General features: G+C 64.4%; 22 protein-coding genes, 1 tRNA gene and 2 pseudogenes. 9 read left to right on the top strand and 16 right to left on the bottom strand.

Going from position 1 to position 25,940, the window contains the following annotated elements:
• Window positions 1–21 precede the first annotated feature (21 nt).
• From OLW90_RS00110 to OLW90_RS00125, 4 genes are all read left to right on the top strand, one after another.
• Window positions 22–390, top strand: coding sequence for a hypothetical protein (locus tag OLW90_RS00110; RefSeq protein WP_319650270.1), 369 nt, complete (start codon window positions 22–24; stop codon window positions 388–390).
• Between the two features lie 38 nt (window positions 391–428).
• Entirely contained in the window at window positions 429–1,397 is a 969-nt protein-coding gene (locus tag OLW90_RS00115) for a substrate-binding domain-containing protein (RefSeq protein WP_319650271.1), read from the top strand.
• A gap of 224 nt (window positions 1,398–1,621) precedes the next feature.
• Window positions 1,622–2,575, top strand: coding sequence for an ABC transporter permease (locus OLW90_RS00120; RefSeq protein ID WP_319651887.1), 954 nt, complete (start codon window positions 1,622–1,624; stop codon window positions 2,573–2,575).
• On the top strand, window positions 2,572–3,303 hold the full coding sequence (locus OLW90_RS00125; protein WP_319650272.1) for an ATP-binding cassette domain-containing protein: 732 nt from the start codon (window positions 2,572–2,574) through the stop codon (window positions 3,301–3,303). The genes OLW90_RS00120 and OLW90_RS00125 overlap by 4 nt, the downstream gene beginning before the upstream one ends.
• Here OLW90_RS00125 and OLW90_RS00130 read toward each other — a convergent pair.
• Window positions 3,300–4,013 carry a hypothetical protein gene (locus tag OLW90_RS00130; RefSeq protein WP_319650273.1) on the bottom strand — a complete coding sequence of 238 codons (714 nt, stop codon included), beginning with the start codon at window positions 4,011–4,013 and terminating at the stop codon, window positions 3,300–3,302. The two genes, OLW90_RS00125 and OLW90_RS00130, sit on opposite strands and share 4 nt — an antisense overlap.
• Window positions 4,014–4,072: 59 nt before the next feature.
• On the opposite strand from OLW90_RS00130, the gene OLW90_RS00135 reads away from it, so the two are divergent.
• Together OLW90_RS00135 and OLW90_RS00140 are read left to right on the top strand one after the other, a co-directional pair.
• Window positions 4,073–4,597, top strand: a complete 525-nt coding sequence (locus tag OLW90_RS00135) for a peptidylprolyl isomerase (protein WP_319650274.1) — start codon at window positions 4,073–4,075, stop codon at window positions 4,595–4,597.
• A 99-nt stretch (window positions 4,598–4,696) separates the two neighbouring features.
• Window positions 4,697–5,362: a rhomboid family intramembrane serine protease gene (locus OLW90_RS00140; protein ID WP_319650275.1), complete on the top strand. Its 666-nt coding sequence runs from the start codon at window positions 4,697–4,699 to the stop codon at window positions 5,360–5,362.
• 652 nt (window positions 5,363–6,014) lie between these two features.
• On the opposite strand, the gene OLW90_RS00145 is transcribed toward OLW90_RS00140, so the two are convergent.
• The 9 genes from OLW90_RS00145 to OLW90_RS00185 form a co-directional block, all read right to left on the bottom strand.
• The gene (locus OLW90_RS00145) at window positions 6,015–7,358 is read right to left on the bottom strand and encodes an IS256 family transposase (protein ID WP_319649700.1); all 1,344 of its coding nucleotides are present in this window, start codon (window positions 7,356–7,358) and stop codon (window positions 6,015–6,017) included.
• Between the two features lie 340 nt (window positions 7,359–7,698).
• On the bottom strand, window positions 7,699–7,971 hold the full coding sequence (gene crgA / locus OLW90_RS00150) for a cell division protein CrgA (protein WP_319650276.1): 273 nt from the start codon (window positions 7,969–7,971) through the stop codon (window positions 7,699–7,701).
• Window positions 7,972–8,083: 112 nt separating this feature from the next.
• Window positions 8,084–10,063 carry a Stk1 family PASTA domain-containing Ser/Thr kinase gene (pknB, locus tag OLW90_RS00155; RefSeq protein WP_319650277.1) on the bottom strand — a complete coding sequence of 660 codons (1,980 nt, stop codon included), beginning with the start codon at window positions 10,061–10,063 and terminating at the stop codon, window positions 8,084–8,086.
• Window positions 10,060–11,559, bottom strand: a complete 1,500-nt coding sequence (locus OLW90_RS00160) for a protein kinase domain-containing protein (RefSeq protein ID WP_413464515.1) — start codon at window positions 11,557–11,559, stop codon at window positions 10,060–10,062. The genes pknB and OLW90_RS00160 overlap by 4 nt, the downstream gene beginning before the upstream one ends.
• A gap of 91 nt (window positions 11,560–11,650) precedes the next feature.
• Window positions 11,651–13,087, bottom strand: a complete 1,437-nt coding sequence (locus tag OLW90_RS00165; RefSeq protein WP_319650279.1) for a penicillin-binding protein 2 — start codon at window positions 13,085–13,087, stop codon at window positions 11,651–11,653.
• Window positions 13,088–14,479 (bottom strand): FtsW/RodA/SpoVE family cell cycle protein, encoded by a 1,392-nt coding sequence (locus OLW90_RS00170; RefSeq protein WP_319651888.1) that lies wholly within the window; start codon window positions 14,477–14,479, stop codon window positions 13,088–13,090.
• Between the two features lie 7 nt (window positions 14,480–14,486).
• Entirely contained in the window at window positions 14,487–15,995 is a 1,509-nt protein-coding gene (locus OLW90_RS00175) for a PP2C family protein-serine/threonine phosphatase (RefSeq protein ID WP_319650280.1), read from the bottom strand.
• Window positions 15,995–16,456 carry an FHA domain-containing protein gene (locus OLW90_RS00180; protein ID WP_319650281.1) on the bottom strand — a complete coding sequence of 154 codons (462 nt, stop codon included), beginning with the start codon at window positions 16,454–16,456 and terminating at the stop codon, window positions 15,995–15,997. Before OLW90_RS00180 ends, OLW90_RS00175 begins: the two co-directional genes overlap by 1 nt.
• 18 nt (window positions 16,457–16,474) lie before the next feature.
• The gene (locus OLW90_RS00185) at window positions 16,475–17,371 is read right to left on the bottom strand and encodes a DUF3662 and FHA domain-containing protein (RefSeq protein WP_413464516.1); all 897 of its coding nucleotides are present in this window, start codon (window positions 17,369–17,371) and stop codon (window positions 16,475–16,477) included.
• A gap of 332 nt (window positions 17,372–17,703) precedes the next feature.
• Here OLW90_RS00185 and OLW90_RS00190 point away from each other — a divergent pair.
• Window positions 17,704–17,788, top strand: a tRNA-Leu gene (locus tag OLW90_RS00190).
• A 99-nt stretch (window positions 17,789–17,887) separates the two neighbouring features.
• Here the strand turns inward: OLW90_RS00190 and OLW90_RS00195 are convergent.
• Entirely contained in the window at window positions 17,888–18,058 is a 171-nt protein-coding gene (locus tag OLW90_RS00195; protein WP_319650283.1) for a hypothetical protein, read from the bottom strand.
• 300 nt (window positions 18,059–18,358) lie between these two features.
• Here OLW90_RS00195 and OLW90_RS00200 point away from each other — a divergent pair, with 300 nt between their 5' ends.
• Window positions 18,359–18,673 (top strand): CHY zinc finger protein, encoded by a 315-nt coding sequence (locus OLW90_RS00200; RefSeq protein WP_319650285.1) that lies wholly within the window; start codon window positions 18,359–18,361, stop codon window positions 18,671–18,673.
• A 33-nt stretch (window positions 18,674–18,706) separates the two neighbouring features.
• On the opposite strand, the pseudogene OLW90_RS00205 reads toward OLW90_RS00200, so the two are convergent.
• From OLW90_RS00205 to OLW90_RS00220, 4 genes and pseudogenes are all read right to left on the bottom strand, one after another.
• Window positions 18,707–20,456 (bottom strand): annotated as a pseudogene (locus tag OLW90_RS00205) (DUF5635 domain-containing protein).
• 90 nt (window positions 20,457–20,546) lie between these two features.
• Window positions 20,547–21,866, bottom strand: a complete 1,320-nt coding sequence (locus OLW90_RS00210; protein ID WP_319650286.1) for a M20/M25/M40 family metallo-hydrolase — start codon at window positions 21,864–21,866, stop codon at window positions 20,547–20,549.
• Between the two features lie 40 nt (window positions 21,867–21,906).
• A complete protein-coding gene (locus OLW90_RS00215; RefSeq protein ID WP_319650287.1) occupies window positions 21,907–22,326 on the bottom strand; it encodes a hypothetical protein in 420 nt (139 codons plus the stop codon).
• Between the two features lie 49 nt (window positions 22,327–22,375).
• Window positions 22,376–23,855, bottom strand: a pseudogene (locus OLW90_RS00220) (peptide MFS transporter).
• Window positions 23,856–23,895: 40 nt separating this feature from the next.
• Here OLW90_RS00220 and amn point away from each other — a divergent pair.
• The gene (amn, locus tag OLW90_RS00225) at window positions 23,896–25,281 is read left to right on the top strand and encodes an AMP nucleosidase (RefSeq protein ID WP_319651889.1); all 1,386 of its coding nucleotides are present in this window, start codon (window positions 23,896–23,898) and stop codon (window positions 25,279–25,281) included.
• 4 nt (window positions 25,282–25,285) lie between these two features.
• On the opposite strand, the gene OLW90_RS00230 is transcribed toward amn, so the two are convergent.
• Window positions 25,286–25,603, bottom strand: a complete 318-nt coding sequence (locus OLW90_RS00230; protein WP_319650288.1) for a hypothetical protein — start codon at window positions 25,601–25,603, stop codon at window positions 25,286–25,288.
• Between the last annotated feature and the right edge of the window lie 337 nt (window positions 25,604–25,940).

Here is a 25,940-nt window from a genome sequence, read left to right on the forward strand (position 1 = left end):
GGCCGTGACCGTGCTGGGTGGGTGATCGCCAAGGAGGCCGCTCACCTGGGCGGCGAGGGGCGCAAAGATCGGGACCTTCCACAGCAACACCGCTCCCAGGGCGGAGGGAAGCAGGAGGAGGACGCCTACGGCGAGCCCGAGGGGGACGTCGATAAGCCGCGCGGAGCGCCGAGAATCCACCGAACCCAGGAGCAATGCGAAACCACAGGTGATGGTGGCGGGGAAGAACCAGGGGCCGCCGAGGCCCGAGCGTCCGGCGAGGAAGAGGCAGGCGGCGGCGAGGAGAAAGCACAGGGCGGGGCGCATGGGGATAGTATTCCACCCCCGGATACCCCTTCTGTAACGATCAAGCAGCGGTGGGATCAGGGTGATTCCGTGCTGACCTGCTAATACGTTAATGGGTGAGATCATCAACCTTAAGGCGGTACGTGGGTGCCGTCCTCGCCTGCCTCTGCCTCACCGCCTGCTCCGCCACGGGCGGGGCACCCCGCTCCACCCCGGGGGAGGAGGGCGTCGCCGGGACGGTGGACACCCCGCGCCTGGTGGTGGCGATGGTCAGCCACGGGGCACCCGGCGATACCTTCTGGGACCTGGTGCGCAAGGGCGCGGAGGACGCCGCGCGTAAGAACAACATCGAACTGCGCTACAGCGCCGACCCGCAGGCCCCCAACCAGGAAAACCTGGTGCGCACCGCCATCGACTCCCACGTGGACGGCTTGGCGGTGACCATGCCCAACCCCGACGCCATCGGGCCCGCCGCCCGCGCCGCGATCGAGGCCGGGATCCCCACCGTGGGGCTCAACGCGGGCATGAGCCGCTACCGCGACTTTGGACTCTCCGCATTCTTTGGCCAGGAGGAACGCGCGGCCGGAACCCAGGCCGGGCAACGGCTGGGCGCGGAAGGGGCGCGGCGCGTGCTGTGCATCATTCACGAGCAGGGAAACTCCTCCCAGGAGGAACGCTGCGCGGGAGTCAAGGAGGGCACCCAGGGGGCCGAGGTGGAAACCCTGTACGTCAATGGCATGGATCTGACCAGCGTCCACTCCACTGTGCAGGCAAAGTTGGCCCAGGATAAGGCGATCGACTGGGTGATGGGTCTGGTCACCCCCGTGGCGCTCACCGCCGTGGACGCGGCGCGGGCGGCGGGCTCCCAGGCCAAGATCGCCACCTTTGACACCAACGCGGAACTGGTACCCGCGATCCGGGAGGGGGAGATCCAATTTGCCGTGGATCAGCAGCCCTACCTCCAGGGATACATGGCGGTGGACGCGCTGTGGCTGGCGCACCGCAACGGTTCCACCGTGGGTGGCGGGAGGCCCGTGTACACCGGGCCGAGCTTTGTGGACGCCACGAACATCGACGTGATTGCGGAGGCCGCGGAAAAGGGGCTGCGATGAGTGCTGGTGGTGCGGAAAACCCTGCGGGTGTGAACGGCGCGGGTGACGCGAGCGATGGGGGCCGTGTGGGCGGTGCGGGTGGTGCGGGCCGCATGGACCCGGTGGGCCGTGCGAACGGCGAGGGAAGCGCGGCGGGAGGCCGCGTGGCGTCGAAAGTAGCGGGTGGGGGTGCACGAGGTACGTGGTGCGGGCCCTGGGTGCAGGGCCTCAGCCGCCGCCCGGAGATGGCGGGACTGATGGGATTGGTGCTGGTGGTGGCGCTTTTTACCGTGCTGGCCCCGGCCATGCGCTCCCTCGATGCGATGTCCACGGTGCTTTACGCCAGTTCCACGATGGGCATCATGGCCCTGGCGGTGGGGCTGCTGATGATCGGCGGGGAGTTTGACCTTTCCTCCGGCGTGGCGGTGACCAGCACGGCGCTGGCGGCCACCATGCTCAATTACAATTTCTGGCTCAACTCCTGGGCGGGCGCCGGACTCTCCCTGCTGCTGGCCCTGGGGATAGGGGCGTGGAACGGCTTTCTGGTCACCCGCACCGGAATCCCCTCCTTCCTCATCACCCTGGCCACTTTCCTCATGCTTCAGGGCCTCAACCTGGCGCTCACCAAGTCCGTGACCGGGCAGGTGGCCACCCCGATCATCTCCGATATGGAGGGCTTCCCCTCCGCGCGGGCGGTCTTTGCCTCCACCATCGAGGTGGCCGGGGTATCGGTACGGGTGACGGTGCTGTGGTGGTTGCTCTTTGTGGCCCTGGCCACCGTGATGTTGCTGCGCACGCGGTGGGGCAACTGGATCTTTGCCGTGGGCGGCGATGAATCCGCGGCCCGCGCCTCCGGGGTGCCCGTGCGCCGGGTGAAGATCGGCCTGTTCATGCTGGTGGGCTTTGCCGCCTGGTTCATGGGAATGCACAACCTCTTTGCCTTTGATTCCGTGCAGGCGGGTCAGGGCGTGGGCAACGAGTTCCTGTACATCATTGCCGCCGTGATCGGCGGTTGCGCGCTCACCGGTGGCCGAGGCAGCGCCGTGGGCACGGCCCTGGGTGCGCTGATCTTCGGCGTGATCAACCAGGGCATCGTGTACGCGGGCTGGAACCCGGACTGGTTCAAGTTCTTCCTGGGAGGCATGCTGCTCGTGGCCGTGATCTCCAATACCGCCGTGACCAAGGGGGCCAAGCGATGACTGCCATCGAACTCCGCGACGTCACCAAGGCCTACGGCGCCGCCGCACCCGCTCTGCGCGGCGTCAGCCTCACCATCGCCCCCGGCGAGGTCACCTGCGTGCTCGGGGATAACGGCGCGGGAAAATCCACGCTCATCGGTATCCTCTCCGGGCTACACCAGCCCACCGAGGGCACCATGCTTATCGACGCCACCCCCGCCCACTTCTCCTCGCCCCGCGACGCCCTGGCGGCGGGGATCGCCACCGTGCACCAGAACCTAGCGGTGGTGGGCGACATGAGCGTGTGGCGCAACTTCTATCTGGGCCGGGAAAGCACCAATCGCTGGGGAATCCTGCGCGCCGCGCACATGAAACGGGAAACCCGCCGAGCCCTGGCCGAACTGGGGGTGAGAATCGAGGACGTGGACGTACCGATCTCCGCGCTCTCCGGGGGACAACGGCAGGTGGTTTCCATCGCCCGCGCCGTACACAGCGGGGCCAGGGTGCTGATCCTCGACGAACCCACCGCGGCCCTGGGCGTGCGCCAATCCGGCATGGTGTTAGACCTCATCGAGGCCGCCCGCGAACGCGGGGTGGCGGTGGTGTTTATTACGCATAACCCCAGGCACGCGGAGCGCGTGGGCGACTCCTTTGCGGTCCTGGGGCTGGGCCGACAAATTCTTGCCGGCCGACGCGGCGAGGTGAGCCTGGAGGAACTCACCGCCGCGATGGCGGGGGAAGAGGTTTAATCCTCCTTGCGGTGACGCTCCAACTGCTCATCCAGGGAGGCGATGAGATCCTCGCCCTCGGCGGTGAGGCCCTCCTCATTGTTTTGCTGGGCCTGCTCCTCCTGCTTTTGCTTCTCCTCCTCCGGGGTGGGGGTGGTGGTGGAGTAAATCAGCTCGGACTGCGTGGGGCGGGAGGAGGCGAACTCCTTGATGCGCGGGGGCATGGGGCCCACCTCGGCGGGCTTGCGGAAGTAATTCCACAGCGCGGCACCGACACCGGCCAGCACGCTCAGCACGAAGAAGATGCCAAAGGCGCGGCGCACGGGGCCCTTCTTCTTGGACTTCTTGCTCTCCTTGCGATCCAGCTTCTTCTGCGCCTTGGCGGTGGCCTTAGCGGCAGCCTTCTCCGCGCGGCGCTTGGTGCGACGGCTCATCTTCTTAGCCTCCTTGGTGTTCTTTTTCTGTGCCTCGGCGGCGGAATCGTAGAGATCCTTGCCCTTGGACTCCAGGGTCTCCACGGCGTTGTTGAGGCGGCGTCGGGCCTGCTGGGCCACCTTGCCGGCGTTCTCCTTGAAGCTCTCGGCGGCGTCCTCGTAGTTGCGGGAGGCGGTCTCGGCGGCGTCGGCCAGGGCGTCGTACGCCTCCGAGGCCTTGCGCTCGCGGAAGTCACGGTACTTGCTCCACGCATCGCGGCCGGTGGAAAGGGCCATCTTCATCACGGTGGTGTTCATAGCATCCTAGAATAATCGTGTTCCGCGTTTCATGCGGCAAAAGCGTTACACTTATCCCTATGAGTTTTAAGACCTCTACTGCGATTCTGCACACGAACCGCGGCGATATTTCGATTGACCTCTTTGGCAATCACGCCCCGGTGACCGTGGATAACTTCGTGGGCCTGGCCAAGGGCACCAAGGAGTACCGCACGGAAAACGCCTCCGGCACCACGGAGGGCCCCTTCTACGATGGCGCGGTGTTCCACCGCGTGATCAACAACTTCATGATCCAGGGCGGCGACCCCACCGGCACCGGCCGTGGCGGCCCCGGGTACATGTTCGAGGATGAGTTCCACCCCGAGCTGCGCTTTGACCGCGCCTACCTGCTGGCCATGGCCAACGCGGGCCCCGGCACCAACGGCTCCCAGTTCTTCATCACCGTGGCCCCCACCCCGCACCTGAACAACGCCCACACCATCTTCGGTGAGGTCACCGACGAGGCCTCCCAGAAGGTCGTGGACGCGATTGCCACCACCGCCACCGACCGCATGGATCGCCCCACCGAACCCGTGGTGATCGAGTCCGTGGAGATCGTCGAGTAATTTCTGCTCACCGCTTCCGGTGATTCCTTACCCCGTGATTCCCGTGGCCCCGGTGGCCTCGGGGCACGGGATTTTTTCTACCCCGCGTAACCTGGCCGCATGAATACTGCGATAGTCAGGCGCTTCTTCCGCGGAGCCCCCGTGACGGCCGTGCTCTGCCTCCTCATCGTGGCGGTGTGGATCGCCTCCGCCATCCAAAACGGCTCCCTGGACACCAGAAACGCCCCCATCACCCGTGACGGCTTCCTGCTCGCGCCCCTCGTGACCACCGGGGAACCACTGCGCCTACTGAGCAACATGTTCATTCACCTAGACATAGGCCACATGGCGGTGAATACCCTGATGATCGCGCTCATTGGCCGGGAATTGGAGCGCTCCCTGGGCAGCGTGCTCTTCCTCGCGGTGTACCTGGTCAGCGGCTTGGGCGCTTCCTACGCGGTGGTGGAAATGTCGCCCCTGACCCCCACCGCAGGGGCCTCGGGCGCGCTGTACGGGTTGATGGCGGTGCTCGTGGGTTCCGCTATCCGACGCGGCGGGGACATCGTGGCTCCCCTTTCCCTGGTGGGCGTGAACCTGGCCTACACATTCCTTTCCACCGGAGTTTCCCTGTGGGGGCACCTGGGTGGTTTGCTCACGGGCGCGGTGCTGGCCGGGGTGCTGCTCCCGCGCTCGCCCAAGGTGCGCGGTGCGGGAACGGCGGTGGTGGGGGCCGTGGTGCTGGGTCTGCTGGCGAGGTTTGTGGAGAACGGGGTTTATCCACAGTAGTTATCCACACTGTGGATAGTTACGGTCTTGTAATTTACCGAACAGGTAGGTTCGAATGTTCGTGATGTGACGGATGTGCCTGGGGAGATGGAGATTTACTCGAACAGGTGGCCGGGTTGTGGAAGTAGTGCACAGAGTTATCCACAGGGTGTGGGATTCTGGTGGTTGCGGGGGAATTTGGTGGGGTGTGGTGTGAGGTGCTTGCCGACGACGCTAAGGGGTGCCACTGAGCGGGGGTTGGGGGTTGGTGCTGCATTAGTGGCACCCCTTGGGGCGGATTGGTGGGTTTTGTGGGGAATCAATGCGCACCAATGTGTGCCAACATGCACCAACCCCAAGGGGTGCCAGTGGGGCGTGGGGAGGCTGGGGGATCGAGATAATGGCACCCTTTGGGGGAAGAGATCAGTGTGTGAGTATCGGGGTGGGTATTGGTTGCTCGGCCATTGCACTAAGGGGTGCCATTGGGAGGGTAGAGGGGATGGATGAGGGGGTAATGGCACCCTTTAACGCGATGCCGGGTGCTGTGGGTGAGGATGCGGATGCGGCCGTGAGGTTGCGCGGTCAGGATTGAGCCCTTGGCTATTTGGAAGATCGACGCAGAAGCGCCGAAAGGGTGGAGCGTGTCAAGTTGTTTGTGTGTGGGGCGGTTTTCTTAGAGGTATTGGTCGAAGCGGTCGGGGTAGGCCACGGCCATCTGGTTGATGGCTTGCTTCCAGCCTGAGACTTTCGCTCCTTCCACAAGCCTCCCGGCGGTAGCCGCGGCCTTTTTACCTTCCTTGGCCCTGCGAGCAGCGCGTTTGTCTTCAATATTGCAGATCATCAACCACAAGGTCTTCAACGCGGATTCGTCGTTCGTAAACTGCACGCGGTTGCGGGTGGCTTTGCGCAACTCGTTGTTAAACGACTCGATGGAATTGGTGGTGTAGATGACTTTGCGCGCTGCCGGAGGGAACTGCAAAAACGGCACGAACCTCTCCCATGCGTCCTGCCACACCTTGACTGACCTGGGATATTTCTGGCCAAGACCCGAAGAAGCAAACTCCTCGAGTGCAATGGCAGCACTGGAGCCATCAGGGGCGGTATAGACCTTCTTCAAGGCCGCTGAAACCGCCTTACGGTCCCCGTAGGCAACCCACCTGTTAGCAGCACGAATCAAGTGCACAACACAGGTTTGTACCATCGATCCCGGCCAGGATGCCTCCACAGCCTCAGGCAGGCCTTTGAGCCCGTCACAGCAGACAATGAAGACATCTTTGACCCCGCGATTAGCCAGATTCGAGCACACATGGGCCCAAAACGACGCGCCTTCTTCCCTCGCGATCCATAGCCCCAAGATGTGTTTGATGCCGTCGAGATCCACCCCAATGGCCATATACGCGGACTTGTTGACCACGCGCCCGCCCTCACGGACTTTAATGCGCAGCGCATCAAGGAAAATGACGGGGTAGAACTCATCTAACTGGCGGTTCTGCCACACCATGACCTCATCAAGGACAGCGTCAGTCACCGCAGAAATCGTCTCGTGGGAGATATCAACACGCATGGCAGTAGCCATATGGTGTTGGATATCGCGCACTGTCATGCCCCCGGCATACAAGCTCACAATCATGTCGTCAACATCGGTCAAACGCCGCGAGCCTTTCGGGACCATGGTCGGAACAAACGTCCCGGCCCGGTCCCTGGGAACCTCGACAGTTACCGGACCGTAGTGAGAATCCACGGTCTTTGGATACGCCCCGTTGCGGTGGTTGTCTGTGCCTAGTGCTGCTTTAGCGTCTCTATCCCCTGGCCGGTAGCCCAGGTGGGCATCCATCTCGGCGTTTAAACCCCTGGTAATCGAGGCTTGCAACATCCCACGCACCAAATCGTTGGCGTCGGTGGTTGAGGTGCCTAAATCATCAATGAGCTTCGCGATCTCAGGGTTTGCAAGCAGCTTTTTCTCAATCGCGTCAATCTTGGCCTTATCAGCCGGATCTCGTCGTGTCACAGTAGTCATTCTGGCTTGTCTCCTTATGCGGGATGGAATCCCACACACAAACCATCAGACACTCTCAAAGGGTGCCATTAGGGGTGATGAGAGGGCCGGGGAGCGGCCAGTGGCACCCCTAAGTGGTGTGCGAGAACCAGAGGGTGTTCACGGGACGTCGGACGGTGCGAGAAGAAGCGCGAGAAAGACCAAAGGGGTGCCACCTACGCGGAGGGAGGCGCGGAAACCCCGCCAGTGGCACCCCTTAGAGCCGCAGCCGCCACTGATCGAGGGAAACGAAAACAGGGTAAAAGAAACCGGCTCGGTCCCCGCGCCACGCAAGGAACCAAGCCGGAATGGCTAATTGGGATTAGCGCCAGCCCATCGTCATGAGGAGCCCCACGATAAAGAGCCCGAAGCCCACTAGGTAGTTCCAGGCTCCCAGATCCTGCATGAGGGGAATGTGGCCACCGGCCAGGTAATTGACCACCAACCAGGCCAACCCCAGCAGCATGAGGCCGAACATGAGCACCTTGTACCACATGGGCGTGCCGCCGGTGTTGATCTTCACCGGGGTGCGGTCCACCGTGTTCGGCGTGCTGGCTATGGGGCTGTTAGCGGACGTGATCTTTGACTTGGGCATCAGTCACCTCTGGGATTTGCTGTATAAAAACGTCGATGGCGCTGGCCGAGGCGGGCGCGCCCTTGTGCTGCCTGCACAGTTTAGCAGGCGGGTGCGCCCGCCCCCGGTCTGGTTAGGGGGCCAGGGCGGTGAGATCGAACTCGTAGTAGCGCACCGTGATCCGGGCGTCCTTGCGCAGGGTTTGACCGGCTTGGGGCTCGGTGGCGGCGATGAGTTTGCGATCGGTAATTAGGCCCGTCTTGACCTCAGAGCCGGCGACCAGGGAGGAATCCGGTGCCGTCCAGCCTGCGGAGCGCAGTTTGGAGAGCGCCTGGGACTCGGAGGAGCGGGTGAGGTCGGGCATCTCGAAGAGTTGTCCGTTGGATACCTCCAGGTGTATCGAGGATTGGGCATCCACCATCGAGCCCTGCTCGGACACGCTGAGAATCTTGCCTTCTGGCTCCAGGGAGTCCACGTAGGTGATCTCGCTATCCAGGTCGAGGGAGTCCAGTGTGGATTGGGCCTGGTTGAGTTGCAGTCCGGTGAGGTCGGGAACGCGCACCTGCTTGGGGCCGGAGGAGATCGTCACGCTGATCTGAGAGCCCTTGGAGATCTGGGTTCCGGCGGCCGGATTCTGCTGGATGATCTGTCCCTCGGGCACGGTATCGGATTCCTCCTCCGTGGCCTGGGAATTGAGGGAGAGGCCCGCCGCCTGCAAGGTGGAGGAGGCTTGTTGCAGGGTCAGGCCGGTGAGGTTGGGGACGTCGGTGACCTCCTTGCCGGAGGAGACGGTCAGTTGCACCGAGGTGCCCTCTTGCAGGGTGGATCCCGCCGCCGGGTTGCTGCGGATCACGGAACCGCGCTCCACCTCGGGGCTGGGTTCCTCGCTGGTATCCACCTCAAGGCCCAGTTCCTCCAGGGCGGAGCGGGCCTCGTTGAGGGGCAGACCCGCCACGTCCGGCACCTGCACGGTGGTATCGCGCTGCTCGATGGCGGGGGCACTCGCGTTATCGGGAGTGGAGGAGCGGTTGCTTAAGAGGTCATAGGCAAAGGCACCACCCACACCGATCACGGTGAGGCCCAAGATTGCGGCGATCCAGGCGGGCCAGCGGGACTTCTTGGTGGGCTTGCGGTGGCGGCGCGGCTTTGAGCGGGGGGCGTCGGGAGTCGGTGCCACGGCGGTGGGAGCGGTGGGAGCCGCGGGAACCACCTCGGTGGGGGCGGAGGGTGCGGGCTGCGCGGCCACGTGGGAACGCGCCGCCTGGGTCACCGCGTTACGGGAGAGCAACTCCAGGTCCTCGGCCATCGCGGAGGCGGACTGATAGCGATCGGCGGGGTGCTTGGCCATCGCCGTGAGCACCACGGAATCCACGTTCACCGCGGCGGTGGGGCTGAGGTCGGAGATGGAGTGCGAGGGCGGGGTGGCCTCCTCCTGAACGTGCTGGTAGGCCACGGCAAAGGGGGTTTCGCCCTGGAAGGGCGGGGTGCCGGTGAGCAGTTCGTAGAGCACGCAACCCAGGGAATAGACGTCCGAGCGGGCGTCGGCGTTGCGGCCCCGTGCCTGCTCCGGGGAGAGATACTGGGCGGTGCCGATCACGGCGGCCGTCTGCGTCATGGCCGAGGTGGAGTCATCGAGGGCCCGCGCGATGCCAAAGTCCATCACCTTGATCGCGCCGGTGTTGGTGATCATGATGTTCGCGGGCTTGATGTCCCGGTGAATGATCCCGGCGTCGTGCGAGGCCTGGAGGGCGTGGGCGGCCGGGATCATCGTCGCGGCGGCCTCGGTGGGGGGCATGGGGCCGTCCTCGCGCACGATCTCGCGCAGGGTGCGGCCAAACACGCGCTCCATCACGATGTAGGGGACGCTGATCCCCTCGATCGTCGTTTCGCCGGTGTCATACACCGCCACGATGGCGGGGTGATTGAGGCGCCCGGAGTTCTGGGCCTCGCGGCGGAAGCGCTCGCGGAAATTGACGTCGCGGGCCAATTCCATGCGCAGTACCTTGACGGCCACGCCGCGCCCGAGCAGGGTGTCCTGAGCGGAGTAGACATCGGACATGCCGCCGGTGCCAATGACCTCGCCTAGCTCGTAACGGTCAGCGATCATCGTCATTGCACATCTCCCTCGGCGTCCTCCGAGAGGTTGCCCGACGCTTCGGAGGTGAGCAACTGCACATCCGAGTTATCTTCATTGACCTGCGCCGGGGTATCCGGCGTGTTGCTGGCCTGCGGAGCCTCCTGTTCCGGCTCCTCCACCACGGTACTCTGCGCCGGGGCGACGGTGGCCGCCTCCTGCTCGCGCTCGCCCGAGTTTTCCTGCTCCGCCTCGCGGGTCTCGCGGGTGGAACGCTGCTGCGGCTCCTGCTGCGTGGCGCTTTGGGCCGACTGACCAGAATTATTGTTGCCTTGCGCGGGGGCTTGCTGCTCCACGTACTGCGTGACCACCGCCGTTTCCTGCGTGGGCACGGCGGAACTGCTCTCCGGCGCGGAGGAATCGGTGCTGAAGAAATCCATGCGGTACAGGGCAAACCCCACCACCAACAGCACGGCCAGGGCGGCCGCTAGGGCCAGGCCCACGCTCATGCCCTCGCGCTTGGGTTCCTCCTTGGGCTTATCGACGACCTTGCGCGCCGGGGGCACCGGCGGGGAGACGATCTGCCGCTTGGGTGTGGCCGCGGGCTGCACCGTTGTGGGCTGAGCGACGGCCCCCAGGGCCACCGTGGCGGCCGTGGGCGAGGGCTCCGGCGCGGGCCGGGTGAGCACTGCCGAGCGTGGCTGCGGGGGTCGGTTACCCAGGCGCACCTGGGAGATGGCCTGCGCCATCTCGTTGCCGTTGGTGAAGCGTCGGCCCGGCTCCTTGCGCAGCGCGATGCCGATCAGTTCGCGGGTCTGCGCGCTGATGGACGTCGATAGCGCGGGCGGGGCCTGGTTGATGTGCGCCAGCACCACGGACACCGAGGAATCCCCGGTGAAGGGGCGCTTGCCGCTGAGGACCTCGTAGCCCACCACGCCCAGGGAGTACACGTCCGAGGTGGAGCCCACCTCCTGGCCCTGGGCCTGCTCCGGGGAGACGTACTGGGCGGTGCCCACCACCATGCCGGTGCGGGTGAGGGGAACGGCGGCGGCGGCCTTGGCGATGCCAAAGTCCGTGATCTTTACCTTCCCCTCCTGGGTGACCATGAGATTTCCGGGTTTGATGTCCCGGTGCACCATGCCCAGGGCGTGAATGGCGGCGAGGCCGTGGGCGGCCTGCTCCATGACGTCCAGGGCCATCGCCTCCGGGAGGGAACCCTCCCGGGAGAGGAGATCCGCCAGGGATTCCCCGCGCACGTACTCCATCACGATGAAGCAGAAGATGGTGCCGTGGGAATCGGAAACCTCGCGGTAATCGTACGTGTGTACCACGTTCTCGGAGGTGATGTTCTCGGCGGCCTGCGCCTCGTTGCGGAAGCGCTCCAGGAACTCGGTGGAGTTGGAGAACTCCGGGCGCAGGGACTTGATGGCCACCTCGCGGTCGTGGCGGGCGTCGTCGGCAAGCCACACGGTGGACATGCCGCCGTGGCCGATCACCCACTGGAGGCGATAATCGTCCCCGATGAGGTATTGCAGCCGATCCCGCTGCTCATCGTGGGAAAGCCCCGAGCGGGAATGGGGGGTGGAAGCGTTCTTCTGGTTTTCGTCCGTCACCTTCTATTCCTCCTCACTGGGCTGCCTGCAAAGCGGCATTGAGTACGGCGCGGCCCACGGGGGAGGCCACCTTGCCGCCCGTGGCTCCATAGCCCTGGTTGCCGCCGTCCTTGACCACCACGCCCACGGCCACGTCCGCGCCCTCGCTGGGGCCAAAGGCCACGTACCAGGTGTGCGGGGGCACGCCATCGCCGTGCTCGGCGGTGCCGGTCTTGGAGGCGATGTCCTGGCCGGAATAACCCGCCGTGGAGCGCTCGGAGGCGCGCATGAGCTCGGTGAGCTGGGCGGCGATCTCGGGACTCACGGCCTGGTTCAACTCCTTGGCGTTGATCTTTTCTAACTCGCGCAGATCCGGGGCGGTAATGCGGGAGACCACGTGCGGCTCCATGCGGGTGCCATTATTGGCCACCGTGGCCGCCATCACGGCCGCCTGGAGGGCGGACATGGTGACATCGCGCTGGCCGATGGCGGACTGTCCCAGGGAGGCATCGTCGGGCAGATCACCCAGGGAGCCGGGGGCCATGGGCAGGCCCAGATCGTACGTCTGGCCCACGCCGAAGGCATCGGCGGTGCTCCGCAGGGAATCGCTGCCCACGTCGATGCCCATCTGTACAAAGGCGGTGTTGCAGGAAAGCGCAAAGGCCGTTTGCAGGGTCACGTCACCGCCGCCCCCACAGGCCTGACCGGCGTAATTGGTGAGGGTCTGCGCGGTATTGGGCAGCGTGATCTCCGCCGCCCCGGTGAGCGTGCTCCCCGCGGAGTACCCGGCCTCCAGGCCGGCGGCCGTGGTGATGATCTTGAAGATCGAGCCGGGCGGCAGCGTCTCCTGGGTGGAGTGGTTAAGCAGGGGATTGCCGGGATCGGCGTTGAGTTCCGCCCAGGCCTCCTGGGCCGTCTGCGGGCTCACGATGGAATTGGGGTCATAGCCGGGGCTGGATGCCATCGCCAGGATCTCCCCGGTGGAGGGGCGGATGGCCACCACGGAACCCTCGTAGCCGTTATTGACCAACTGATCGTAGGCCACCTGCTGCACCTCCGGCACCAGGGTGAGTTCCACGTTATTTCCGGTGGGATCGGCCCCGATGATCTGATCGAGCACCCGGCCGGGGGTGGCGTCCGTGCCATTGAGAATGCCGTTATAGGCGGACTCGATGCCCGCCGCCCCGTACACGTCCGAGAGGTAGCCCACCACCGGGCTGAAGGCCACGGGTGCGGCCTCGTAGCTGCGGTGGTACAGGCCGTCCTCGTCCGCGTAGGAGGAGGCCAGCACCTGGCCCCCGGCGGTGATCTGACCGCGCGGAATGGACTTGGTTTCTAAGAAATTGCGTTGATTAAGCGGATTGGCCGCGTACTCATCGTGGCGGAACACCTGAATCACCGTGAGGTTAATCAGCAGCACCAGGGTAAGCACCAGCGCAAAGACCGCCGTGAAACGAATGGAGCGATTCACCTAACTCACCTTCCCTACGGACGGCATGTACCCGGTGCCATCGGCCTGATCGGCGTCGCCCACGGGGGATAGGCGGGAGGAACCATCGGTGGATTCCGCGGGGACCTCCGTGGGCCGACGCGCGGAATCGGAAATGCGCAGCAGAATGCCCAGGAGCATGTAATTGGCCATGAGGGAGGAGCCACCGGCGGACATAAACGGCGTGGTCAGACCGGTCATGGGCATGAGCGCGCTGATCCCGGCCACCACCACAAACACCTGAATGGCGATGGTGAGGGATAGCCCCGAGGCCACCAATTTGCCATAGGAATCCCGCGCCAGCAGGGCCGTGCGGAAGCCGCGCGTGACCAGCAGCGCAAAGAGGATCAACACCCCGGACAGGCCAATCAGACCCATCTCCTCACCCACGGCGGCCAGGATGAAGTCCGTCCACACCACCGGGATGATGTCCGGGTGGCCCTGGCCGATACCCGTGCCGGTGATTCCACCCCAGGACATTCCAAAGAGGGAATTGGCCAGCTGGAAACCGGAATTATCGTAATCCGCAAAGGGGTCGAGGAAGTTGCTCACGCGGGCCTGGATCTTGCTGGAAATCATGTACACGCCCGTGCCGCCGATCATCACCAGCACCACGCCGATGAGCAGCCAGGACGTCCGGCCCGTGGCCAGGTACAGCATGCCCAGCACCGTGGCAAAGAGCAGCAGCGCCGGGCCGAAGTCATTAGTACCGGCCATGATGAGAATGGCGATGGCCCACACCGCCAAGATGGGGGCGAGATCGCGCAGGCGGGGGAAGGAAAGCCCCAGGAAGCGATACCCGGCCACCGTAAACAGCGCCCGCTTATTCACCAGGAGTTGCGCGAAGAAGAGCAGCAGCAGAATCTTGGAAAACTCGCCCGGTTGCAGGGAAAACGGCCCGAGTTTAATCCAAATGCGGGCCTCCGCGTCATCCGGCTGCGGCCACACCAGGGGCAGGGCCAAAAGCCCCAGGCCCACCAGCCCCAGCAGGTAGGAATACCGCGATAGCGAGCGATACTCGCGCAGGAATACCAGCACCAACACCAGCAGCACCACGCCCACAAAGGTCCACAGCACCTGGCGGGTGACCAGGGAGGTCCCATTGGCCTCATCAATGCGATAAATCATCACCAGCCCCAGGCCGTTGAGCGTGGCCGTGACCGGCAGCATGATCTGATCCGCGTGCGGAGCGGTGAGACACAGGGCCCAGTGCGCGGCCAGGAAGATCACCACGAAGCCGCCGATCACCCACGCCAGCTCCGAGGTAAGGGTATTGCCCTGGGAGAGCTCCAGGTTCACCAGCATCGCGGAAACAAAAAGCGCGGAAAGCAGCAGCAGGCCAAGCTCCGTGCGGCGGCCAAGAATCCGGGACAACGCCACGCTACTTCACCTCCCGGCACTGCACGCCCGGCTGGGGAAGGTCCTCGGGGAGGGGCCTTTCCGTGGCGCTTATCGACGCCGTGGGTTCCGTGGTCACCGTGGGCTCCGCAGATTCCGTAGCCTCTGTGGTTTCCGTGGCTTCTGCGGTTTCTGCGGCTTCCGGGTGCAGGGTCACGCAGGCGGGCAGGGCCTGATCGGCCAGGCGGCGCAGCTGCTGATTGATCTCCTCATAGCTGCCCGCCGGCATGGACTCCACCGAGGAGCGCGCCGATTCCGGTAGGTCGCTGAGGCTAAAGCGGTGACAATCCTGGTTTGCGCCGGGCTCGGTGAGCCGCACCGAGGCATCCTCACCCAGGCAGGCATGCTGGTACGGCTCGTGCAGGGAGGTACCCAGCACGCTGTAATCCAGGCCCTGTTCCACCACGATGGCCTGGGAATCATCCGTGGCCAGGAAGTACTGCTCCTTGGCGGAGTGATACACCCACCAGCCGCCCACGATCAGGCCGATGAGGGCCACCAAAGCAACGATGAGCGTGCCCCAGCGCCACGCTGAACCACGCCCCGTGCTTTCCTTGGACTCCTCCGGGTCCTCGGCGGCCTCCGGGGGATCGGGCACACCGGCCAGAGGTTGGGAACTCACCTGACCATCGGGGGAGACGGTGGTGACCTTGGTGCGCAGGGCAGCGGCGCGCCCGGCGGCGGTATCCGGGTGGGATTCCTCGGAAGGCTCGCCGCACAGGGCACCGGCTGTGGCGGGCTTGGTGGGCAACTCGGCCAGGGCCTTCTTATCCAGGCCCTCCGCGTCCACGACGTCAGCCACCACCACGGTCACGTTGTCCGGGCCGCCGGAGCGTAGCGCCAATTCCACCAGTTTCTGGGCGGCCTCGGCCGGGGTGCCCTGGGCGAGGTTTTCCTCGATGGTGGAATGCGTGACGGGATCGGAAAGACCATCCGAGCACAGCAGGAGGCGATCGCCGGGGAGGGCGTCGATAGTTTTCAGCGTGGGCTCCACCTCGCGGCCCGTGTACGCCTTGAGAATCAGGGATCGCTGCGGGTGGGTGGACACATCCTCCGGCAGCAAGCGGCCCTCATTGACCAGGGACTGCACGTACGTATCGTCCACCGTGATCTGTTCGAGCTTGCCCTCGCGCAGCCGATACCCACGGGAATCGCCCACGTGGCACAGCCCAAACTCCCGGCCATTGAAGGCCAGGGCCGTCAGCGTGGTGCCCATGCCCTGCGTTTCCGGGCGGGCCCCCACCTCGTCCGCGATGGCGCGGTTGGCCTCATCGGCCCCGGCCGCCAGCAGCGCCAGCATGTCATTGTCACCCATCTCCTGATCCAGGTGTTCCAGGTGGGTAATCATGATCTGCGAGGCCACCTCGCCCGCGGCGTGGCCGCCCATGCCGTCCGCCAGCGCCAGCAGGTGTGGCCCTGCGTAGGCGGAATCCTCGTTGTTGCCGCGTACCAGGCCACGATCCGAGGCCACCGTGTAATTCAAACGAAGCATTATGGCACCAACCTCACCGTCGTCCGGCCCACGCGTATCGACGTCCCCGTGTCCACTCGCTCGGGTTGATCAATGCGGGTACCCGCCACGAACGTGCCGTTGCGGGAATCCAGATCCTCCACAAACCAATCCGAACCACGCCGGAACAGGCGTGCGTGACGTGCGGAAGCGAAGTCGTCGCCAAGCACAAAATCGCAATCCTGGCTGCGGCCCATCACCACCTCGCCCACAGAGGTGATCTCCATGTACGAACCCTGCAACGGGCCCTCCACGATGGTGATCCGCTGCGCCGGGGCGGCCTTGCGCGGGGTGGCGGCCTTGCTCCGGCGGGAACCCTTGCCGGATTGCGGGCCGCTGACCAGGGCGGTATCCCGGCGCATGGCGCGCAGGGCCACCAGGATGAGGAGCCACAACAGCACCAATACCCCGATGCGGAACCCGGTGAGGACGAGTGAGTCCATGAGTGCTCTCCTTGGGTACTAGTTCTGCGGCCAGATAACGCGCACTTCAATATGGGAATGGCCGATGGTGATGATGTCACCGTCCGCCAGCAGCCAATTATCCACCGGGGTGTCATTGACCGTGGTGCCATTGGTGGACTGCAAATCCACCAGCACCGCGTCCTGACCATCCCAGGTGACCTCCGCGTGCTGGCGCGATACTCCCGTGTCCGGTAGGCGGAAATCGGCATCGTGGGAGCGGCCGAGGATATTCGAGCCCTCCTGCACCAAGTACGTGCGCGAGGAACCGTCCTGGAGCAACAGGCTCACCGTGGGGCGATCCGGCTGCGACATCTGCCGTGGAGCTTGCCCCTCCCGCTGGCGAGGAATGAACTCCGTGGCGGCGTCGCGAGCCGCTTGGCCGGGCTGGGGGTGACTCATCTGTTCTCTTTCCTTGGCTTGGGTGGGGGCCTTGGTTGTGGTTTTGGGGGCGGTTTTGGGGGGAGGGTTGTGGGACTGGTTGTGAGAAGCGGGCGTGCCGATCCAATCGAAGCCGCTGCTCTGATCCGGGTGAGGATCGGTATAGGAGGACACCCGCAACTGCCCGGTGCGCATGCCCGACTCCTCCGCGATCCGCACCACCACCGGGCCGGGCAGGGCCAGACCCTGATTGCGGCAATAGCGGCCCATGCGATCGGCAAAATCCTCGGGCAGGGCGGCGTTCTGGGCGAGATTGTGCACGTCATTCTTGGACAGGCCGACCAGGAACACGTTGGGTGCCTCCGGGCGGCCATCGGTGGCCGCCACGTTGTCCTGAATCTCCTGCTTGAGGAGTTCCTCGATCTCCGCGGGTACCACGCTCCCGCCGAAAACGAGGGCAAAGCCATTGTCTAAACCGCGCTGCATGGCGCTATCGAACTTGGCAAAGCGAGCCATGATCGACACAGGCTGACCTCCTCTTGCTACTCCTTAACACTTCTGCCCCAAAACCGCGCTGACGGGGGATTTCCCGTCGTGGCTGGGAGGCGGCCGACGCCATCCCGGCGGGAGCCTCGGGCACATGGAAAGCCCTATAAAGAACCCGTGCGCCTAGATGAGGCGCACACACGTATCCACCAGTATAAGGGGAAGGGGTGGGTGATGGATAGGCGCCGGAGGTGCGCGCGGGGGTGTTGCGGGGTGGATAAATGGTACTTGAACTGCGTATTTGTCTTGGAATGGGTGCTGCGTATAGAGTCTAAGAAGTCGCAAGCGCGGCCACTTGATTTGGGCGAGTGGCGGAATTGGCAGACGCGCTGGCTTCAGGTGCCAGTGTCCTTTTTGGACGTGGGGGTTCAAGTCCCCCTTCGCCCACAGAGTATCCCACCTGCTCCCGAGAAGGGAGTGGGTGGGATTTTTCTATGTTCGGGGTGGTGGGGGTTCTGGGTGGTTTCTGTCTTGATCCGGTGATGTTCAGGAATCGAGGGGATCGTGGCCGAGGTCGTGCCGGGAATATCGGCGCCTTTGCCCCAACTGGCGATTCACCGCAGCGGGATCGCGGGTGGCGCGACCGGCGCCACGGCGCTTGTGTGGTTTGCACAAGGCGCAGCCGCGCCAACTCCGAGAGGGGTGGTGATTGGGCATGAGGCAACCTTTCGGGGACTCCGCCGGGTTTGTTTCTTCTGTGGCTTTGATTTTTTGGTGCCTTGACCGGCGAAGATGATGATTCTATCAGGGCCACAGCGCTAAGGGGTGCCATTGCGGGGTGGAACGGGCCTGGATGGGCGGAGGTGGCACCCCTTGGGTGGTGTGTGGTGGAGGTGGTGACGGCGAGGAAGGCCCGTGTTGTCACACTCAACAACACTAAGGGGTGCCGGTGGCGTCGATAAGCGCCACGCGGGCGGCGCACTGGCACCCCTTAGTGTGCGGGCTAGGCTGAAGCCCATGTTTCTGGCGGAGGAAATCTGTGGCAGCGAGGTAGATGCGCAGGGGCGCTGCGCGCACTACCGGCAGTATTGGGACGTGGTGGCTAATCGGTGCGCTACCTGCGGAAAGTTGTGGGCGTGTCACCGCTGCCATGAGGAACGGGCCGATCACCCCTTTGGGCGGGCGAGCAAGCAGCGGGCCGATGCCGTGCTGTGCGGGGTGTGCGGGAAGAAGATGGGGTACGCGGAGTATCACGGGGCGGCGGGGTGCCCGGGGTGCGGTCATGCTTTTAATCCGGGGTGCGCGGCGCACGAGGGGTTGTACTTTTTGTGAGATTAGGTACCCCCTTAATCTCACAAGGAATTGTCAGGCGTCGATTCCGTGTGAGTTTTTCTCAAAGCGGCTCGACCTCCCGGCACCCCGGGCAATGAGGGCGCCGTCCTCCACCAAGGTGTCGAGGGTTCTCTTGGCGGTGCCCCGCGAAGTACCGGTGAGCAGGGAAAGATCGCCCGTGGTGATGGAGCCATGAGTGTTCAACCAGGAATAGACGGTGGTGTTTTGATCCTCGACCTCGGTGGAGAGGTAGTCCATGAGGGGATAGGTGCTGGTGGCGTCGTAGGCTTGAACCATGAGGCGGCGCGCGCTTTGCCCTAAAACCCAAGTGTGCTTGTACCGCTGAATGAGCGGTTCCGAGCGCACCGTGGATTGGCGGGCGGCCTCAAGGGCAATGAGTGCAGCCTCGCGGTCAGATTGGAGGGCCGCTGCGGTGGTTTCCACCGTGATAAACGGAGAGCGCAGCAGGAGATTTAACACGATGGCCACGCGATAATCCCGCTGCCGCTCCGCCGGAGTGATGGCCCGCACGCAATCGAGCACCGGATAGACGGGTTGCCCTCCGTGGAGAGAACATTCCACGTGCGGGCCCGCGACCTCCTTGATGGTGGGCGGGCGGTGCCCGAGCACGATCATGTCCCGGTACATGCGATCCACGCCCACCCCCTGCTTATCCACCAGGCCGAGGGCCCGGAAGAGATCAGCCAGGGCGGGATAGCGGGCCTCGCGGTTGCTCAGGACGTTGTTCTCCGTGATGGCTCCGGGAAACGCGCCGGGGCTGCGGACGATGAGGGAACTATCGAGTTCTATCCAGCGGACGTCGGTGGCCTCGCTGCGGTTCCAATCGCGGTGAATCACCCCGTTGAGGAGGGCCTCACGGATAGACTGCTCGGGTACGCGGCGCACAAGTTCGTGGTGCAGCCCGGTGGGCAGGGTGGTGAAGGTATTAACGGCCCCGAGGGTGCGTTCCACAAGATCGACCTGCTCGATCAGGGAGAACTCCGCCGGTGGTGTCACCCGGTTCAGGATGGAACCGCCGGGCACGTCAAAGACTGTGACCTCCAGGGTCACCTTATTTAAGGGGCAAAAAAGCAGGGCACCGGCCTGGGTGAGGAGGCCATCAGAGCGCAGCGCGCCGGAGCGGCGCAATAAATCGGTGGTGGTGAGGGAGCCGTCCTCGGGGGGTGAACCAGCGTCGAGCAATATCGACGGCCCCCGGGCGCACATCGCTTATGCCCAGGCGGGAGGGCTGCGCCATGACGTCGGCCTGGGAGACGGCATCGCGGTGCTGCCACCATTCGGCGCGGTCCACGGGTTTGCAGGAATCGCCCACCCGCCAGCGGATCTGACCGCTGGTGTTCTCCACTGGCTCGCGGGCTTCGGCCACATAAACAATGAGTAGGCGCAAGCCCTCCACGTGAGTGGCCACGATGTCCGGGGCGATGGATATGGCGGAATAGACGCGCTGGCGCAGCCAATCAATATCCAATTCCGTGCCGATGATCCGCCCGGAATGATCCTCCACGCCATAGATGAGCGCCCCGCCGCCGGGGGAGTTGGCCATGCAGGCCACCTCATCGGCTAACTTCGTGGCGGCCGTTTGATTGGTGGGCTCACCCGGTTCGATGGTGCCGCCCCGGCTGCGCCGCCCGGCCTCCTCCTTGAAGTCCACCTGCTGGGTTTCCGCCGTGTGGGTGAGTTTTCCATGAGCGGAGGTGGCGAGAACGGCGGCCACTTGCTCTTCGAGGTGGTGGCGCAGGGAGGCCGGTCGGGAGAGATGCATAGGTGCAGCGTAGCAGTGGATTGTGAGATTAGGTACCCCCTTAATCTCACATCAAACCGTCGCGCGTCGATTTCGTGTGAGATTAAGGAGCTACGCGCCGAGGAAGCGGCGCACGAGGCGTCGATAAGCGTGGACGGTGAGGCGCAGGTCCTCCAGGTGAATGTGCTCGTCGTGGGAGTGCAGTTGCTTATTGGCCTCCGCTAGGGTGCGCTCGCGGGCATGGAGGGCAAAGCCGTAGCCCACGCCGCCGAGGCGTCGGGCAAAGCGCAGGTCAGAGCCCCCGGTGGCGAGCACCGGCACCACGGCGGCCTCGGGGAAGTCCTCGCGCACGGTATCCACCAGGGCCTCCCACAGCGGCCCCTCGGCGGGGGACTGGGTGGCGGGCTCGGTGATGAGGTGCTCGATGCGCACCTGCTCGGCGAGGTCGCCCAGGGCGGCGCGCAGCAGGGAGTCGATCTCCTCCTGCGTGGTGCCGGGGAGGGGGCGAATGTCCATGTCCAGCCAGGCGTGCGAGGGCAGGACGTTGATCGCCCCGCCCGCGCGCAGTACCGTCTGGGCCAGCGTGACGTGGGAAAATGCCTGGGCATAGGCGGCTAGATCGCCAAAAACCTCGTAATCGCCGGCACCCGCCAGCAGGGCCTGCTCGGTGGCGGGGTCGAAGCGGAACGCCCGCACGAAGCCCTGCCACAGGGCATTATCCGTGATCGGCGGCTGCGCGGCGGCGATGCGGCGCGCCACCTCCCCGATCCGCACGATCGCGGAATCCTTGCCGTGCGGAGTGGAACCGTGGCCGGCGTCGCCCGTGACGTGCAGCCGCCGCTGCGCCGCGCCCTTCTCCCCGACGTTAATCACCACGGCGTCCGAGCCGTCGCGCACCGGTAGGTGCGAGCCGCCCGTCTCCGAGAGGCAATTGCGCCAACTAAAGGCCTCCGGCATGTGCTCCGCGATCCAGCCCGCGCCCAGGCCACCGCGCGCCTCCTCATCGGCCAGGGCCACAAAGGTGAGGGTGCCCCGTGGGCGGCCGGTGCGCGCCACCTCGCGGGTTACCGCCGCCATCGTGGCGGTGATAAACAGCATGTCCATCGCGCCGCGCCCGTATAACTTGCCGTCCCGGATCTCCGCGCCGAAGGGCTCGGCGCTCCACTGGGCCTCGTCCACCGGCACCACGTCGATGTGGCCGAGCAGGGTCAGCGGTTCCGCCTCCGGCTCGCTGCCCTCCACGCTAAAGGCTATCGACGCCCTCCCAGGCCGAGGTTCGAAGCGCCGGGCGGTTACGCCGAAACCGGCAAAGAAGCGCTCCAGTGTTTCCACGTTGCGCACCTCCTGGCCGGAATCCGGGGTGAGGTCATTGACGCAGGCGTTGCGGATCAACTCCTGGAGCAGGGCGAGGGTGTCATCGTAGAGGGACATGGGCTCCATTATGGGGGTTGCCGCCGTGCGGCGAGTGGTTTTATTGGGTGTATTCGCGGATCTTGTCCACGGCGTACTGCTGAGCGTCCCGTTCCAACTCCTCCTGTTCCTCCGGGCTCATGGTGGTGGTGTTGGCGTTCTTGAGGCGTTCGTGCAACTCGTATTCGTGCCGTTCCTCCGGGCTGAGCGTGGAGGGATCCCAGCCATAACCGTTGCCGCCGTCGCCGCCATTCATGCCGTCGCCGCCGCTGCCGGGGCTCTGGCCGGGTTCGGTGGCATCGGCACCGTCCTGTCCGTTCTGATACGGCTCGGTGGCGTCGGCGCCATCGGGGGCGGGGGTTATGGCGGTGGCGGAGGCGCTTTCCGACGGCGCCGGGGCAACGGCGGGATCTGTGCCGCACCCCGTGAGGCAGATCCCCGCGACGATCGCGGTGGCGAGAGCAAAGGTACCGTTCTTCATTCCTCCTGTGTACCGTTTCCCGCCGGTGTGGGTGGGCGAGGAGCCAGTCCTACCTCACGTCCCCGAACTTCCGCACCACCCAGCCGCGCAGCATGATCAGGAGCACGCCCAGGCCAATCGCTATGCCCGCGGCGGTGAGGAAGAAGGCGCGTTCGGCGGCGGGGCCGGCGTCGATAGCCGCCTCGTAGCGCGTGCCCAGCACTCCGGCGAGGGAGGTGCCCATGGAGAGGGCCATCAGCCACACGGCGAACATGCGGGACTTGAAGGCCTGCGGGGCGACCTTGGTGGCCAGCGAGTTACCCACTGGGGAGAGCAGGAGTTCGCCCATAGTAAAGAGGAAAAGCAGCGCCACGATGATGAGCAGCGGCGTGGACCCCGCGCCGCCCCCGGCGTAGGGGAGGAAGAGGAACAGGGAGACGCCGATGATGAGATTAGAGACGCCGAACTTCACGGGGCTGGACCACTGGCGCTCGCCAGGCGCGTCCAGGTGGCGGCAAAGACGCCGGAGAACAGGATGATGAAGAAGGGGTTGATGGACTGCACCTGGCTGGGCTTGATCTGGAACTGGGTGAAGCCGAGGTTGATGTCCAGGTTCACCCGCGTGTCCGTGTACAGCGCCAGGATGGTGAACTGCGATTGGAAGATGGCAAAGAACATCACGCAGCCAAAGAGCAGCGGCAGGTAACCCACCAGGCGGGAACGCTCCTGTGGGGTGGTGTGTGTGGGGAGCGGAACATCTGCACCAGCAGCACCACGGCGGCCAGGAACGCGAGGGCGGCCATGTAATGCGAGAGGTTCTTTAAGGGGATGAAACCGAAGATAAAGGGGGAGACGAGCAGGGCGGTGAGGAGGATTCCGCCGAGCGCCCACGGCAGGTATTGGCTGCGGGGTAGGGGATTGGGCACCCGGCGGCTATCCGGGTTGATGGTGCCCTTGCGCATGAGAATGTACTGCGTGAGCCCGATGAACATGCCGATGGCCGCCAGACCAAAACCCCAGTGGAATCCACCCCGGCCCCAGGCCGCGCCGGTGGCCAGCGGGCCAAGAAGCGCGCCGATATTCACCGCCATGTAGAAGATGGAGAAGCCGGCGTCGCGCTTGGGATCGGTGCGGGAATACAAATCCCCCAGCACCACCTGGGAGGCGGTTTTCACGCCGCCGGAACCCAAGCCGATGAGCGCCACGCCCAGGCCCAACCCCGCGAATCCGGGAATCAGAGCCAGGGCGACGTGCCCCGCCATCACCAGGATCGCGGAGAAGAACAGGGTGCGCTCGGGGCCGAGCAGGCGATCGCTGAAAAACGACGCCGCCACGGCCGTGATGTACACGAAGCCACCATAGGCGCCCACCAGGGAGAGCGCGGTGCCCTCGTCCATACCCAGGCCGCCGTCCGTGGCCGAGTAATAGAGGTAATACCCCAGGATGGTGACCATGCCGTAGTAACTGAAACGCTCCCACAGCTCAATGCCAAACAGATTGGCCAGGCCCCACGGCTGGCCTAGAAAGGTGCGGCCCTCAGCGGTACTCATGGGGATAGTGTAATGAGTACCCTCGGGGAACATGGAAAAGATGCCTGGAGTGGGGGAGGCGATTAACCGCCTCATAGAGCTTTACGACGCCGCCACGGCCCGCGCAGCAGCGATCTTCCGGGAGGGCACGTACGGGGATTACCGGGAGGTCACCTACCCCCGCCTGGAGGTAGACGTGAAGCAGTGGCGGCCCATTGATCGAGGAGCACCCTTCGGATACGTGGACGAGGCCGGGCGCTACGCCGCCGAACTGAGCAAACCTCGTCTGCTGCGCGATTATCTCACCGAACAACTCACCCAATTGGTGAGCAACTATCCCTGCGACATCTTCGTGGGGCCCTCCACCACGCGCATACCGCCCGAGTACATTCGCGGCCTGGAGAATGTGGACGAGGTGCGCCGGGCGGGTGACCTGGGGGACGAGGTGCCCAGGCCGACGCTGGACGAGGTGGATGACGGGATCGTCGATGGTAATTGGGAGATTTTCCATAGCCCCGTCAAACCACTCTTTCACTTTGGGCCACAACGCTGCGATATTGCCTGCGCACGCATTGAGCATTACACGGGCATTGCGGTGGAGACGCTGCAAAAGTACATTCTTTTTACCAATTACCCCATGCACACCAGCGAGTTCGTGGACTTCGGGCTGCGGCAACTGGGTGAGGAGGGCACCCGATACACGCACCTGGTGCTGCCCAATGGGCGGCGTATCACCGCGCGGGATCAGGAAATAGATACGGCCTCCACCCGACAAATGCCGCGCTACGATCTATGCACCGAGGCGGGCGACGGTATCAGCATGATTAACATCGGCGTGGGGCCCTCAAATGCCAAGACAATCACCGATTGCTTGGCGGTGCTGCGCCCAGAGGCATGGATCATGATTGGCCACTGCGCCGGACTAGACGGCCGCATGAGAATGGGCGATCTTATTCTGGGCAATGCCTATCAGCGCGAGGATCACATCATGGACGGGCGTATCCTCCGCGATGTGCCCATTCCCGCCGTGCCGGAGGTGCAACGCGCCCTGGAATCCAGCGTGGCGGATATATACGGCAGTGATAAATCCCTCATGCGCACCGGCACGGTGCTTTCCACCGATGATCGCAATTGGGAATGGCGCACCAGTCGTGAACTCTGGGAATGGCTACGTGGTTCCACCGCCGTGGCGGTGGACATGGAATCCTGCACCTTGGCGGCCAATGGATACCGTTACCGCGTGCCTTATGGCACCCTGCTCAGCGTTTCTGACCTGCCCCTACACGCCGTGCCCAAACTCCCCGCGCAGGCGCAGGCCTTTTACTCCTCCTCCAAGGAGGCACACGTGATGTGTGCGGTGCGGGCGATGGAATACCTGGCCCAGGACCCGCAGCGACTGCGTACCCGTAAATTGCGGCGCACCATTGGGGAGGTGCCGTTTAGGTGAGGCTTTAAGCGGCGCTATCTCTGGTGAGGGAGTAGCCCGCTTGTCCCAGGGCGGTGTGCAGGGCGTGGACAAGGGCTCGTTGTTCTTTTTCCTCGGCGTCAAGATGGAGGAAAGAGAGAAGGATATGCCGGGCAAATGCCGAGGTGGGCTGCTCTCCCGCGGCGTTGGTGAGTAATTGAAACTCGTCCTCGGATAGGCGGATTTGTAGCGTCTTGCTCCGTGATATACCGGGGCGAGAGATAGTGGTATCTGCTCGGACGGGGTTTCCTGCTTCGATCTGTTCGGTTTCGTCGATAGCCTGTTGCAACTTTGCTGGAATCATGTTCGCCTCCTTATATCGTTCTGTAGCGTGCTTGGTCGGTGGTATTAGAACGCCAGCAATTTACTCCATAGGTCACGTTATCTTCGGTGACGGTGATAACGGTTAAAATGGCAGTTGCGCTGGGGGAGAACCCAATTGTTCGGTCGCTCACACCGCTGAGGCTCGCGGGGTCTGGGGAATAGGTCACTGCACGGGGATCGCTGAGCGCCTCGTTTGCTTGGGGGACGCTGACTCCGTGTTTAGCGATGTAGCGGGAGCGATGCGACCAATCAACCACAAGACAACTGTACTACTTGTGTACTACGAGTGTAGTGCTGTGTGTGGAGGATTCTCATCC

This window comes from Corynebacterium sp. 21KM1197, assembly GCF_033783015.1.
GTDB lineage: Bacteria > Actinomycetota > Actinomycetes > Mycobacteriales > Mycobacteriaceae > Corynebacterium.